10 protein-coding genes are annotated in these 15,853 nt (G+C 36.4%); all 10 read left to right on the top strand.

What is annotated here, in order from left to right; genetic code table 11:
• The first annotated feature begins 17 nt into the window (after positions 1–17).
• Complete coding sequence (ltaE, locus tag PTI45_RS02915; RefSeq protein ID WP_069326033.1) at positions 18–1,064, top strand: low-specificity L-threonine aldolase; 1,047 nt, start codon at positions 18–20, stop codon at positions 1,062–1,064.
• 21 nt (positions 1,065–1,085) lie between these two features.
• On the top strand, positions 1,086–6,173 hold the full coding sequence (locus PTI45_RS02910; RefSeq protein ID WP_069326032.1) for a non-ribosomal peptide synthetase: 5,088 nt from the start codon (positions 1,086–1,088) through the stop codon (positions 6,171–6,173).
• 56 nt (positions 6,174–6,229) lie between these two features.
• Entirely contained in the window at positions 6,230–7,255 is a 1,026-nt protein-coding gene (locus PTI45_RS02905; RefSeq protein ID WP_069326049.1) for a PLP-dependent cysteine synthase family protein, read from the top strand.
• Positions 7,248–8,471 carry an ATP-grasp domain-containing protein gene (locus tag PTI45_RS02900; protein ID WP_083243310.1) on the top strand — a complete coding sequence of 408 codons (1,224 nt, stop codon included), beginning with the start codon at positions 7,248–7,250 and terminating at the stop codon, positions 8,469–8,471. The genes PTI45_RS02905 and PTI45_RS02900 overlap by 8 nt, the downstream gene beginning before the upstream one ends.
• A gap of 20 nt (positions 8,472–8,491) precedes the next feature.
• On the top strand, positions 8,492–9,751 hold the full coding sequence (locus PTI45_RS02895) for an MFS transporter (protein ID WP_069326031.1): 1,260 nt from the start codon (positions 8,492–8,494) through the stop codon (positions 9,749–9,751).
• 64 nt (positions 9,752–9,815) lie between these two features.
• Positions 9,816–10,928: an arginine 2,3-aminomutase gene (gene blsG / locus PTI45_RS02890; protein ID WP_069326030.1), complete on the top strand. Its 1,113-nt coding sequence runs from the start codon at positions 9,816–9,818 to the stop codon at positions 10,926–10,928.
• A gap of 149 nt (positions 10,929–11,077) precedes the next feature.
• Complete coding sequence (locus tag PTI45_RS02885; protein ID WP_069326029.1) at positions 11,078–13,183, top strand: thioredoxin domain-containing protein; 2,106 nt, start codon at positions 11,078–11,080, stop codon at positions 13,181–13,183.
• A gap of 176 nt (positions 13,184–13,359) precedes the next feature.
• Positions 13,360–13,944: an RDD family protein gene (locus tag PTI45_RS02880; protein WP_069326028.1), complete on the top strand. Its 585-nt coding sequence runs from the start codon at positions 13,360–13,362 to the stop codon at positions 13,942–13,944.
• A gap of 31 nt (positions 13,945–13,975) precedes the next feature.
• The gene (locus PTI45_RS02875) at positions 13,976–14,503 is read left to right on the top strand and encodes an RDD family protein (RefSeq protein ID WP_175425108.1); all 528 of its coding nucleotides are present in this window, start codon (positions 13,976–13,978) and stop codon (positions 14,501–14,503) included.
• 195 nt (positions 14,504–14,698) lie between these two features.
• Positions 14,699–15,829 carry a PP2C family protein-serine/threonine phosphatase gene (locus tag PTI45_RS02870; protein WP_069326026.1) on the top strand — a complete coding sequence of 377 codons (1,131 nt, stop codon included), beginning with the start codon at positions 14,699–14,701 and terminating at the stop codon, positions 15,827–15,829.
• The last annotated feature ends 24 nt before the right edge of the window (positions 15,830–15,853 follow it).

Below are 15,853 nucleotides of genomic sequence, written 5' to 3'. Positions count from 1 at the left end.
TTATTGGAGGCTTATACATGGATAAAAGTATAAAAATTGAACTTCGTAGTGATACATTTACTTTACCTACATCGGCTATGTTAACAGCAATGACTCAAGCAAAACTAGGAGATGATGTGTACGGAGAAGATCCCACTGTACGAGAATTAGAAGCAAAAGCAGCCCATATGTTAGGAAAGGAAGCTGCTATTTTTATGCCTAGCGGAACAATGGCTAATCTGGCTTCTATTATGGCTCATTGTCCTCGTGGAACAAAAGTGCTTGTTGGTGATGAATCAGATATTTATATTTATGAAGCAGCAGGTGCAAGTATTTGTGGCGGAGTCATGTATGAGCCAATCAAAACAAAGTCTGACGGACGCTTAGATTTATACGATTTACAACAATCGATTCCTCGTGATACTACTGATCCTCAGTTTGCTTTACCTGGATTAATTTGTCTAGAAAATCCTCATAATCGTATGGGTGGCCGAGTATTACCATTATCTTATTTGGTAGATATTCAGCGTTTTTCAAAACAACATAATATTCCTGTGCACATGGATGGTGCAAGAATATGGAATGCTGCTATAACAATGGGAATACCGGCTTCAACTATTGCATCCTATGTTGATTCTATACAGTTTTGTTTATCTAAAGGTTTATCAGCCCCTATTGGTTCTATGGTTGCAGGTAGTCAAGCATTTATACAAAATGTTTATCGTATTCGCAAAATGTTGGGAGGTGGTATGAGACAAACAGGTGTAATTGCAGCAGCAGGCATCGTAGCACTGGACCAAATGATAAACAGATTAGAAGATGACCATATAAATGCACGCCTTTTAGCGAAAGGATTGGCTAAAATTCCAGGGATTATTTGTGAGACACAGGTAGAAACAAATATTGTTTTTTTTCGTGTTACAGATTCACGCTTTACTTGGGAAAAGGTAGTTCATTTTTTGCAACAGCACGGTGTGTATGTTGATGAACTTGGACATGGACGTATTCGTGCGGTGACACATGCAGGTATAAAAACAGAACATATTGAACAGGCTTTAAAAGTGATCAGGCATATGCTTGCCTAAAGATCTTAAGGAGGGAAAGAAGTGGATATTCTAAATATTAACCTTCATGAATGGTTTGAGCAGCAAGCTAAGCAGATGCCACAACATATTGCTGTTACGATGAACGATTCGTCTCTTACATACGCCCAGTTGAGTCAACAATCGAATCAGCTTGCTCATGCATTGATCGCTAAAGGTATTACTTCTGAAACACCTGTGGGTGTATGTATGAATCGTTCAAAAGAACTAATTATTGTATTACTAGGAATCTTAAAAGCCGGTGGGGCTTACGTTCCTTTAGATCCAGATATTCCTATTTCAAGACATAACAAAATTATTCAAGATGCTCATATTCGTTTTCTTATTACAGATGAATTAGCGCATTCTAGTCAAACAGTTCTGGTCGAACATACATTAACATGGTACTCGTTGTATGAAAAATTGTCACTTCATTCATTGGAGTTTCCACAAGTTCAAGTACAAGCAGAACAGTTGATTTCTATTTATTATACTTCTGGTTCAACGGGCAAACCCAAAGGAGTGGCTAATACGCATCGTGGCTGGGTAACTGCGATCTATTCTATACAGAAAGAGTTACAGTTACAGCCTCAAGAAACAGTTTTGCAAAAAACAAATTTAGGTTTTGATGATGCAGCTTTAGAAATATTTTGGCCACTGGTTACTGGTGGTAGAATTGCTTTACTTGAACCGGGACTACATCGTGATCCTGAAGCGATTATTCAAGATGTAATTCGCTATAATGTCTCTTTCCTTGTACTTGTTTCTAGCATGCTTAGTCGCGTACTTGATGTTGTAACTCCAGATCAAATCAAGTATATGAATCATTTAAGAGGCTGTTTTGGTGGTGGAGAGGCTTTACCTATTCAGCTTGGAAAACGCTATATCAACCTAGGTATGCCAGGGAATTTGTATAATTTATGGGGAGCTACTGAATTATCAATTGGCTCTACATTATACAAATGTACTGTAACAGATTTAGAAACTAACGATACTATTCCGATTGGTAAGCCATTATGGAACAGTCAAATATATATTTTAGATGAGCATTTAAAACAAGTAGGTAAAGAAAAAATTGGGAATTTGTATGTAGCTGGTTATGGTTTAGCTAAAGGATATATGCATGATGCTGAGCGGACACGTCAGTCGTTTATAGATAATCCGTTTAGACCGGGAGAACGCATGTATTTTACAGGCGACCAGGCATACATGAAAGCTGATGGTAATATTCAGTTTACAGGTAGAAATGATCATCAAGTTAAATTGCGAGGAGTTCGTGTGGAGCTGGGGGAAGTGGAGTCGGCATTTCTTTCTATGGAAGAAATTCGCGAAGTAGTTGTTATATTACGTGAAGATATTCCAACTATTCACCACTTGACTGCTTATGTAATATTAAAACCAGGTTTTTCACAACACGAATTGGACCTGAAAAAAAAGTTGCTAAACTTATTACCAACCTATATGATTCCACACTTTATCGTAAAAATGGATGAGTTTCCTTTAAATGATAATAGTAAGCTGGATCGTAAGGCATTGCCTATTCCATTTGTGAATCGCCAAGTTGCAAATGATAAAAATTCAATGAGAACAAAAATAGAGCATATTATTACTGAAATAATAGCAGATATTTTGCATCTAGAACAAGTTGAACTTGAAGATGATTTTTTTGATATTGGTGGAGATTCTATTTCTGCTTCCAGAGTCATAAGTAAGCTTCGTTCTCTTATAAGACAAACAATACCATTCACTTTTATTTTTAAATACCGAACGGTAAGACGATTAGCGAATGAATTACAAAAAATGGGCTATAAAGAAGATCATGTTTATAGTAGCCGACTTTTTAAAGATAATAAATCTTTTAATGGTGAGATATTGCAAATGTCCTTTGCACAGGAAAGATTATGGTTTATCCAACAAATGGATCCTTATAATCCTGTTTATAATGAGACACTTGCCTATCAGATTGAAGGGCAACTTGATCTTCATGCATTACAAGCAGCACTTATTAATCTAATGAATCGTCATGAGATACTGCGAACAACTTTTCAAGTTATAAACGATCAGCCAGTGCCTGTTGTTGCTAAGCAAGTTCAACTTCCTTTTTCACATGCTACACTTGCGGCAAATACTGCTGATGAGCTAGAGCATCTTATAGAACGGCGTCTCACCAAAGAATCTGAGCAACCATTTGATCTGGAGAAAGGGCCATTAATTCGATTTTCTTTATTTTCCACAAGTCCTAATAGTAATATTTTATGTATAATTATTCATCATATTATTACAGATGCTTGGTCTAATATGATTTTATTAGATGAATTAAACATATTATATACAGCATATATCAAGGGCAAGTCGTCCCCATTGTTTTTACCGACCAAACAATATGCCGAATATGCACACTGGCATAAAACAACTACTCAGTCTGAAAGTTTACACAAACAGCTTGATTTTTGGAAGAAGGAACTTTCAGGTGAACTGCCTGTATTGCAAATACCAACTGATAAACCGAGACCACCTATACAAACATTTGAAGGAGACAAAATATATTTTGAGTTGTCAACTAATCAGATGCTTGGTCTTAAAGTACTCGCACGGGAGACTCAAGCATCCTATTACATGATCTTACAAGCTATATTTAATATTATGTTACATCGATATTCAGGTCAAAATGATCTGATTATTGGATCGCCGATTGCTAATCGAAATGAGTATGAGCTTGAACGAATGGTAGGCTTTTTTGTGAATACTGTAGCAATTCGAAGTCAATTCAATAAAGAGCATTCATTTTTAACATACTTGCATCATGTTAAAGAGCGCTGCTTGCGTATTTATGATCATCAAGATATGCCTTTTGAAATTTTGGTGAAAGAGTTACAACCTGAACGAAATCAAGCCTACTCACCAATCGTTCAAGTGATGTTTGCTTATCAAAATCAGTTAGAAGAACGATTAGAGCTAGCTGATCTTGAAGTCCTTCCAATTGAAGTGAATAACAAAACAGCACGTTTTGAGTTAACCTTATTTCTTAAGGAGATAGACTCTGGAAAGATAGAAGCTACATTTGAATATAATAGTCGATTGTTTACGAAACAAAAAATAAAGTATATGCAGTCAAGTTTTTGTTCGCTACTAGATGGAGTTTTAAATAATCCTAATATAACTATAGGAAAACTACCTCTATTATCAGACGAATATCAAAAAAAAATCATTTACAAACAAAATCATACAGCAGTTCCGTTTCCATCGACCTATTGTTTACATGAACTTTTTGAACAACAGGTAAAGTTACATCCTGATCATGTTGCTGCAATCTATCAGAATGTGCCAATTACTTATATAGAATTGGAGAAACGTTCTAATCAGTTAGCATATGAATTGTTACTTCATTGGTCTGTTTCTCCAAATTCAGATGTTCACAAAGTAGTTGGTGTAGGAGTAGAGCGTTCACTTGAATTGGTCATCAGTTTAATGGCTATTTTAAAAGCAGGTGCTGCTTTTGTACCGATCGATATGGAATTACCAGAAGTTCGTATTCAGCATATTTTGCAGGATGCAGGAGCGAGTTTATGCATTGTACAGGAATGTAATAAAAATAACCTTAAATCAGTTGGTATTCCAACCATATGTATTGACTCTCAGTGGGAAACAATAAAGAAACATCCTTATACTAAACCAGAATGTCAAGTGAAACCACAGTCGCTTGTATCTATTTATTATACATCTGGATCGACAGGTAAACCTAAAGGTGTGCTTAATGTACATGAGGGATGGGTTAATCGAATATGCTGGATGCAAAAACAGTTTCATTTACAAGCTGGAGAGAAAGTTTTGCAAAAAACAACCTTAACATTTGATGATGCTGCAGTCGAATTTTTTTGGCCACTTAGTTATGGTGGTTGTGTAGCTTTATTAGAGCCAGGTTTGCATCGTGACCCACGTTCCATTATTGATGCTTGTATTCAGTATGAAGTAGTACATGTACAATTTGTACCGAGTATGTTGAATCTTGTACTTGATGAGCTTACAACTGATGAATATCATCAATTATATCGGCTACGAAGTACTATTTCATCGGGAGAACCCTTAACAGCCAATATTGTTAAACACTTTTTCTCGAAAATGCCAGGTACACTAAATAATACATGGGGAGCAACTGAAGTGTCGATTGACTCCACTTTGCACGTTGTTGTTGAGCAAGATATGGAAGCAGAGGGAGCAATATGTATTGGAAAGCCGATTGATAATAATCGATGTTATGTGTTGGATGATTATTTACAACCTGTTCCGCCAGGTGTAACAGGTATGTTATATATTTCTGGAATTGGTTTAGCTCAAGGCTATCGGAATTTACCTAATAAAACAGCAGAGGCTTTCATTCCAGATCCTTTTTTTCCTGGAGAACGCATGTATTATACAGGAGATTTAGGATTCTATCATCCAGATGGTTCTTTGCATTTTAGTGGTCGATTAGATAATCAAGTGAAAATTCGCGGTATGCGTGTTGAACTGAGTGAGATTGAAGCTGTGTTGCGTCTGCATAATGATGTGAAAGAGGCAGTTGTAATACTCCATGAAGACGTATCTGGTATAAAAATTCTACTTGCTTACATTGTACCAATAACGAATAGAGTCGATATGATAGAAAATGAAATAGGAGATATGTCAGAACAAGTGCGTAAATATGCTCAGTCCATATTACCCGATTATATGGTTCCAACATTTATTATATTGTTAGAGCAGATGCCTTTAAATGCAAATGGAAAAATTGATCGCAGTCAATTAATTAAACCAGAAAAACTTAGTTATCACCAATCTTCTTTTATTGAGAAGCCAGAATCTGAAATAGAAAAATATATAGCTGATATATGGATAGAACTGCTACAGATCGAGGGAATAGGTATTCATGATCATTTCTTTGATGTAGGAGGACATTCTTTACTTGCAACACAAATTGTATCTAGAATTCGTCGTCAATTAAAACTTAATGTACCTTTGCGCGAAGTATTCCTACATCCAACTATTCGACAATTTGCAGCCCTAGTAGAAGAGTATATGTATAAGCAAATGGAGCAGTTAAGTGACGAGGAAGTCAACGATTTGCTGAAATCGTAAATTATATAAAATGCTACAGGAATGATTTTGCGAAGGGGGACAACTATTTGATTTGTATGAACATGATTGAAGCAATTGGGAATACACCTTTAGTACAACTAAAATCTAGCTCTCCTAGTAGTGGAATGATCTATGCTAAGTTAGAAATGATGAATCCATTTGGTATGAAAGATCGGGTAGCGAAACAGATTATTTTGGATGCTAAGCGAACGGGAGAGTTGCAAGAGGGAGCACCAATTATTGAAAGTTCATCAGGAACAATGGCTTGTGGTGTGGCGATGGTCGGGGCTTGTTTGGGACATGACGTCTACATTGTTACTGATCCGCGAATAGATTCAATTACAATGACGAAGCTAACAGCATTAGGGTGTCATATTGATATTGTATCTGAAATGGGTAGAAATGGTTGGCAAAGTGCACGATTAGAACGTTTAGAGCAGATGTTGACACAACTTCCTGGTGCATACTGGCCCAGACAATATGAGAATATAAACAATCCTGCTGCCTACGAATCACTCGTTCAAGAAGTGGTTCAGGATATTGCTCATATTGATTATCTTGTTGTCTCAGTTGGAAGTGGTGGTTCGATGACTGGAACGTCTCGTGCATTAAAAAAATACAATCCTAATTTACAAGTAATTGCAGTTGATTGTACAGGAAGTGTTATTTTTGGTCAACCGGACTGTCCTCAGCGTTTACAGGGAGGCTTAGGAAATTCACTTGTAGCATCTAATGTAGATCATGCCCTTGTGGATGAAGTACATTGGCTAAATGATGAGGAAGCTTTTGCAGCTACACTTAATCTAGCTAGAGAACAGCATATTTTCGCAGGCAATTCTTCCGGCTCCGTTTATGCAGTTGCAAGATGGTTACAAAATCGAGTATCTGAAAAAGCGAATATATTGGCTATTTTTCCCGATCGTGGTGATCGTTACGTAAGTACAATCTATGATCGAAATTACAGGATTGCTCAAAAAATTGATCAGTTACGACTACCAGATCAGCCTCAACAAGTTCCGTATCGAACAGTAGTACAATCGTGGTCATACTCTGAACTAGCAGGAGAGAATTATCGTGTCTAAATTAATATTTATAGAAGCTAATACAACTGGCACAGGTATGATTGCTTTAACTCGTGCCGTAGATTGGGGGCTAGAACCAGTATTATATACTAATAATCCAGATCGATATCGAGGACTAGAAGATATAGAGTGCGAAGTGTATGTATGTGATACCAATGATATAAATGAGCTTCAGCAACATATTTCAACAAAAATTGGTGTGACGAATATTTGTGGAGTTACAACGACAAGCGAGTTTTATTTAGAACAAGTGGCGAAATTAATAACATTTTATCAGCTTCCTGGTAATGGTATAGAAACGATACGTTATGTTCGTAATAAAGCTCAAACTCGAAATGTATTGAAGAATGCGCATATTTTGCAACCTCATTTTGATGTGTTGCATTCCGAAGCAGAATTGAATGAAGCAATACAACGTATTGGATTTCCTTGTGTCATTAAGCCTACTGAAGATAGTGGCTCAAACGAAGTAAAACTTTGTACAAATATAAAAACTGCTCAAGAACAAGTTCGAATAATTTTAGATCATAGTTTTAATAAGCGTGGACAAGCTGTTCCAAAGGAAGTATTGATTGAAAAATATATTGAAGCTCCTGAGTATAGTGTAGAAACAATTAGTTGGCAAGGACGCACAACAGTAATTGGAGTTACACAAAAATCATTGGAAGGCTTACCTTTTTTTGTAGAAGCAGGTCATCTATTTCCTGCAAAATTAACAGATTATCAATATCAAAAGATAACTGCAACTGTATTGCATGCGTTACAAGTTGTACATTTTAAAAATGGTGCTGCTCATACAGAAGTAAAATGGACAAAGGAAGGTTGTCTAATTATTGAAATTAATGGGCGTCTGGCTGGTGGAATGATTCCTGAATTGATTCGGTTGACAACGGGCATAGATATGCTGGAGCAACATATCTATTGTGCGATAGATGGGCCGTGTCTTCCAAATCTTCATTATAAAGGAACAGCAGGCATACGCTTTTTAATGTCTAATGTAGAAGGAGAGTTTAAAGAACTAACGGGTATTGATCAACTAAAATATATTCATCACATTAAAGAAAGTAAGGTTTATATTCAGCTTGGTGAAACTGTAGTACCTCCACAAAATGCGTATCAACGGTTAGGTTACATTGTTGCTTATAGCCCTACATTTGATGAAACTGTTAAAGCATTAGATCAAGCGATAAAAAAAATTGAAATTAAGATGAAGTAATTGAATTTCAGGAGGATATTATGAGCAGAGTTTCATTAGGTTTATTAAAACATCATGATTTTAGAAATTTCTGGTTGGGACATACAATTTCATCGTTTGGTGTCCAGATTACAACAGTAGCTATTCCTTTGATTGCAGCATTAACGTTACAAGCATCACCATTACAAATGGGTATTCTAACAGCAGTTGAGTTTTTACCTTTTTTACTAATCAGTTTGTTTGTTGGCGTATGGGTAGATCGTAAACCAAAACGCCCGATGATGATCATGTCTGATATTATTCGTGCGATTGTTTTGATTGGTATTCCCATAGGACTCTTTTTCGATATTTTAAGTATGCCAATGTTATACATTATTGCTGCTGTCGTAGGAATAAATACAGTTGTGTTTGAAATTGCACATGTATCTTATCTGCCTATTGTTGTAAAGAAAGATGAATTGGTTGAAGGTAATAGCAAGTTAGAATTTAGTAGTTCGAGTGCTACTGTGGTAGGTCAAAGTATAGGGGGAGTATTGATTCAAGTATTTTCAGCTCCTATATCAATTTTATTTAATGTTGGTACTTATTTATTATCTGCAGTTTATTTATCTTTTATTAAGAAAAAAGAAGAGATTGTTGTTGTTCCAGAAGGAACAGAACAAAATCTATGGGTTGATATTCGAGAAGGCGCTAGCTTTGTATTTCGTAATAATGCCTTGCGCGCAATTTTGATTGGTACGGTCATTTTTAATCTATTTACGTATGTTATTGAACCTATTTTTATTTTGTATATTTCTCGTACATTGGCATTACCACCTATCTATATTGGACTGATTTTTTCGATGTCTGGAGTCGGTGCATTACTAGGCGCTTTCCTTGCAGGGCCAATGGTCAAGAAATTTGGTATTGGTAAAACACTAGTATCTTCTTTGTTTTTAGCGGGTTTTGTGTCTTTAATCATTCCTATAGCTACTCTACTTCCATTATTGCCGGCTGTATTACTTATTATGGTCATGTATATGATTGATGCCGCAATGGTGATTGTTTATAACATTAATCAACGTAGTTTGCGGCAAGCAATAACTCCACATCAACTACAGGGAAGAATGAATGCTTGCATGCGTATGTTCGGTATGGGTGTAGTACCTATCGGAGCTTTGTTAGGAGGGTGGTTAGGTACTGCTATAGGCACTACACCAACATTAATTGTTGGAGCTATTGGACTGATGTGTTCATCAATATTTATTATGTTTTCCTCTATACGAACTCTTTCTGTACCAACAGAGTCGGATGTGGAATAAGTTTCCAGTATCATTATATTTATGATTTCAATATTAAATTAAATCGATAATAGGAGGAAATATAATGAATGAAAAATGGGATTGGAATGATTGGAAAGCACAATTTAGAAATCGGATTCAGACCGTAGATGCTCTTAAAAACTATATCGAACTCAATCCTGATGAAGAAGAAGCTATCAAAAAAAGTGAAGGGCTTTATCGCTGGGCAGTTACACCTTATTACGCTTCCTTGATGGATAAAACAGATCCAAACTGTCCAATCCGTTTACAAGCACTGCCTGCGGCAGATGAGTTGATTGTTAATCAGTTTTCTGATGTTGATCCGGTAGGTGATATGAAGTATCGTGTAACTAACCGAATTGTTCATAAATATTCAGATCGTATTGTTTTACTTGTGACAGAACAATGTTCTGTGTATTGCCGTCATTGTACACGTAAATATCATACAACTGATGTAAATGGGAGTTATTTTGAAAAGCAAGAGGCAGAATCATTTGAAGAAGATTTTAAGTATATCTCTGAGCATCCTGAGATTCGAGATGTTTTACTAACCGGTGGAGATCCATTAACTTATTCCGATAGTAAGCTAGAACATATCATTTCTCGTTTAAGAAGTATCCCACATGTTGAAATTATTAGAATTGGTAGTCGATACCCAGTATTATTACCACAACGTATTACTAAAGAATTTTGCGAAATGTTAGAAAAATATCACCCAGTTTGGTTGAATACTCATTTTAATCATCCAAAAGAAATTACTGAAGAATCGGCAAAAGCCTGTAATTTATTGTTAAAACATGGTGTACCTGTTCAAAATCAATCAGTTCTTTTAAAAGGAATTAATGATGATCTTGAGACAATGAGAGAATTATTACATGGGTTACTAAAAATTCGTGTAAGGCCTTATTACTTATATCATTGTGATAATGTCACAGGTGTATCTCACTTTATGACAACACTCGAAAAAGGAATAGAAATTTTACGTGGTCTTGTAGGACATACAACTGGATTTGCAATTCCTACCTATGTTATCACAACAATTAATGGTAAAATTCCAATTTCAATTGACAATATTATCGATTATTCTGAAAAAGGATTAACATTACAAAGTTATCAAGGAAAAAAAACGTATATTCCATACCTCAAACCGGAAGAAGTTCTAGGGTCTCAATTATAAATTATTTTATTATCCGTCCAAATTATATATTTGGACGGATTTATATATATCTGGGTGAAGTTATATAACATAATGACATAAATAATTTCTTTTTCTTTTCTTCCACATTTGGTTATATTATCAATAACAATCTGAAGGAGGAATTATATATGCACGAATCTATCGAAGAAATTCCTAAACACACTAACAATCTAATAAAGGAAAAATCTCCTTACTTGCTTCAACATGCTCATAACCCTGTGAATTGGTTTCCTTGGGGAGAAGAAGCTTTTACCAGAGCTAAATCGGAAAACAAACCCATTTTTCTCAGTGTAGGCTATTCTACCTGCCATTGGTGTCATGTGATGGAAAAAGAATCTTTTGAAAACGAAGTAGTGGCTCAGTTACTTAACGAATCTTATATTTCGATCAAAGTCGATCGTGAAGAACGGCCGGATATTGATAATTTATATATGGCGTATTGCCAAGCATTAACCGGGCAAGGTGGATGGCCTTTAACGGTATTACTAACCCCGGATCAGAAGCCATTTTATGCGGGTACGTATTTTCCGAAAGAGACCAAATATGGTCGAATCGGTATGATGGATATGCTGTCTCAGATTCGTGATAAATGGACAGAAGACCGTGAAAATATTGTTCGATCGGGTGATGATATTGTAGAACGTATGAATCGCCAGCAGACGAAGATTACGAAGTCTGGGCAGTTTGGTGAAGAACTTGTACATCGTGGATACAAAACATTTCAGAGTTCATTTGATGAAGTGTATGGTGGATTTGGAGGAGCGCCTAAGTTCCCGACTCCACATCATTTGATGTTTCTCAGTGCCTATTCTCATGTGTATCAAGAACCAGAAGCGTTACATATGGTGCACAAAACATTAGATCATATGTATAGTGGCGGAATCTATGATCATATCGGATTTGGCTTTTCTCGTTATTCGACCGATGAGAAGTGGTTAGTTCCTCATTTTGAAAAAATGTTGTACGATAATTCATTATTAGCTATTGCTTATCTGGACGGATATCGTCTGACCAGTGAAACCAAATATGCACATATCGCAGAATCTATTTTTACTTATGTATTGCGGGATATGACTTCACCTGAAGGAGCTTTTTATAGTGCTGAAGATGCGGACTCCGAAGGGGTCGAAGGGAAGTTCTATGTATTTACTCGCGATGAGATCGAAGAAGTATTAGGTCTGGAAGAGATGCATAAATATTGTAACGTGTATGATATAACGCCTGAAGGTAATTTTGAAGGTAAAAATATTCCAAACTTGATTCCTTTCTCTACCTCAGAAATTGCAGAGCAACGTGATCTCAATGAACTGGCATTACGCACCGATCTGGAAGAAGCCCGTCAGAAATTATTTGATTATCGTGAGCAACGCGTGCATCCTTCCAAAGATGATAAAGTGTTAACCGCATGGAACGGCATGATGATTGCGGCTCTCGCTAGAGCAAGTCAAACTTTACAAAAACCTGAATATGCACAAGCAGCAGTCAAAGCAGCTGATTTTATTTGGGAACATATGCGTCGTGAAGATGGTCGTCTGCTTGCTCGCTACCGTGATGGGGAAGCCGCTTATAGTGCTTATGTCGATGATTATGCTTATTTGATCTGGGGCTTACAAGAATTGTATGAAGCGACTGGATTAGCAAAGTATCTACAACAAGCGATAACACTCAAAGAACAATTGATTGCTCTATTTTGGGATGAAGAGCAGGGTGGATTTTATTTCACAGGTCAAGATGGAGAAGCATTAATTACTCGTACAAAAGAAATTTATGATGGAGCGATGCCATCGGGCAATTCTGTTGCGGCATGGACATTAGCCAAATTAGCTGCGGTGACGCAAGATATAGAACTGCGTCAATATGCCGAACAAATTGTGACTACATTTACAGGCACGGCTGAGCAATATCCAGCAGGGTATTCGATGTTACTACTTGCGGGATTGCAATTGTTGCAAGGGAATCAAGAAATTGTACTCGCAGGGAAAGTAGAAGATATCCATTTTCAAGAAATGATCGCTGAAGTGCAAAAAGCTTATTTACCATTTGCTTCTCTAATTATTCATGCAGATGGTACATCAGGAGAAGCCATTAGAGAGTTGCTTCCTCATTTACAAGACAAAGGTATGCAACAAAGTCAGGCAACCGCGTATATCTGTGAAGGTTTTGTCTGCCATGAGCCATTAACGACAGTAGAAGCACTGCGTGAGTCTGTTCATCGCCCTGTGCATCTAAAATAGTTAAACAACTTGTAATCTAGCAGATAAGATTTTCAATTATATGAGAGCCTATTCTACATTCACATGTGGAGTAGGTTTTCTTTTGTATAGGTGATTATCTAGTAATTTACAACTATATCGTATAAAATAACAAAGTTGGTAGAAATGTATACATAGCAGAATAGGAGTTAGATGAAATGAATGAAGCAGGAACCAGTTCTCACGGCTACGCAGGATTTTGGAAAAGAACAGCAGCGACGTTGATCGATGGATTTATTGTCGGATTTGTGTTATTGATTTTGCTGGGAATTCCTACGATCATCGGATTTGTGAATGGAACATGGATGAAGAATGAAAATGAATACACCACAGGCGATATTACTTTTTTGATTGTATTTTACATTTTATATGTTATTGCCGAATTAGTCGTACCGTGGTTGTATTTTAGTTTATTTGAAAAATCGAAATACCATGCCACACCAGGTAAAATGGCTCTAGGTATCATAGTAGTAGATCGTTATTTCCAACCGATTCGTTTTGGTCGAGCAACAGGACGCTTTTGGGCTAAAAATTTATCGTATATGATCTTATGCATCGGTTATATGATGGCAGGTTGGACACAATACAAGCAAGCATTACATGATATGGTCGCTAGCACCTACGTTGTAAATAAAAAAGATTGGGAACAATACATGTATATGCAACAACAGCAACAAGCAGCTTCTTGGAACCAACCAGAGATGTCTCCTTATTTGCAAAAAGATCAACCGAATTTTAGATGAAAATTAAAGAGTCAGAGGAGAAACGATTATATTGTATGCAGGATTTTGGAAAAGGTTTGCAGCTATATGTATAGATGCAATTATTCTTAGTATTGTATATTTAATTTCAAGTGTTATTTTGAGTGTAGTTATTGTGGGTATCCTCCATCTTACAGACCATTCACTCAGTAATGAAGTCTTTATAGGAGATCTACTGCCTATTATTTTTCAATTATTATCTGTTTTGTTAACCTGGTTATACTTTGGATTATTTGAGAAGTCGAAGTATCAAGCGACTTTGGGTAAAATGATACTCAGAATCAAAGTAGTAAATCGTTCTATGCAACCGATAGGATTCGGACGTGCAGTAGCACGTTATTTCTTAAGAATATTATGTAATTTCACTTTAGGCATAGGATATATTATCGTTGGATTTACAAAGTATAAGCAAGGTATTCATGATATGATTGCAGATACGTACATTGTGAATAACCGCGCTCTGGATAATTATTTATATGAACAGCAATTTCAATCACCACCACAGAACGAATATCCTTTGAATATGGATAAAAATATGTAGTTGTAAGCCTTATATCATCATTTGTAGGTTTGTTGAAAGTCTATTTTGCTTCAAGCAAAGTAGGCTTTTTTTGTTCAAATCTATTCAAAATTCTTAATTAAATGCTTACTCAATATAATTGTAATCGTTAACTATCACATAAATGGAAGAAACTGACGAAAATAAAGATATAAACTACTCTGAAGGAGAAGTATCATGAGTATATTGATTGTAGATGACTCCAGACTTAATCTTGTCTTTTTGCAAAATGTACTCGATACAGCAGGGTACAAGCATATACAGACGGCTTCTTCGGCTCAAGAAGCATTCGATATTCTTAGTATTCACGACCAAGTATCTCCTCGTAAAGCAGCGGCGATTGATTTAATTTTATTGGATATTGTAATGCCTGGAATCGACGGGATTGAAGCCTGTCGGATTATTAAGAGTTGTATCGTTTATCAGGATTTGCCTATTATTTTCCTCACTGCAGATCGGATTCATTTCAAAGAAGCTTTTAATGCAGGCGGTATGGATTTTATTGAAAAAGGTGGACCTGATTATGAACTACTGGCACGAGTTCAATCCGCTATTCGACTTAAAAAAGAAATGGATTCACGCAAAATTCGAGAAGAAAAAGTGCAAAAAGAACTGCAATTGGCTAAACATTTACAACGTAGCGTCCTCAGTCCACCAATTAATGAACCTACTATTCGAGTGCACAGTAGCTATCTACAATCGACCGAAGTATCCGGTGATATGTTGTACTGGAAAATGTTTGATCCACAGCATTGTGGTGTACTGCTCATTGATGTATCTGGTCACGGAATATCGGCTGCACTGATCAGTATGTCCATTCGTTCCTTGCTTGATGGCATTGTAGGTGTAGTGAAAGAGCCTCAACTGGTCTGTCAGGAATTGAACAAAAAGATGAGAGCACTATTTGGTAAAAATCGCCGTGCTGCTTACTTTACAGCGATTTATCTATTTATCGACTTAGAGTTAAAGCAAATTGAGTATTTTAATGCAGGGCATCCACCAGGTTTATTATTTTTGAAAGATCAATTTCCTACTCAATTAACAGGCACAACCGTCCCAATCGGTATTCAAAATGATATGAAATTAGATACAGCTACAGTGACGTACGAGACACCTGCACGCATTGTCTTATACACCGATGGATTAGTCGAAAAGCCTGGCGTCTCTATCCATGCAGGAATCGAAAAGTTAGAACACTATGCTCAAAGCCTACACTATTTGGAAAATGAAGCGTTCGTAGTGAAATTAGAACGTTTGATTCAGCATCGTAAAGATGATGTCTGCATTATTTCGATTGAATTGACATGAGAAAGGTATGGAGGAGGTACCCAC

It is taken from the genome of Paenibacillus nuruki (assembly GCF_001721045.1).
Taxonomy (GTDB): Bacteria; Bacillota; Bacilli; order Paenibacillales; family Paenibacillaceae; genus Saccharibacillus; species Saccharibacillus nuruki.
This window is presented reverse-complemented; position numbering and strand designations above follow the sequence as displayed.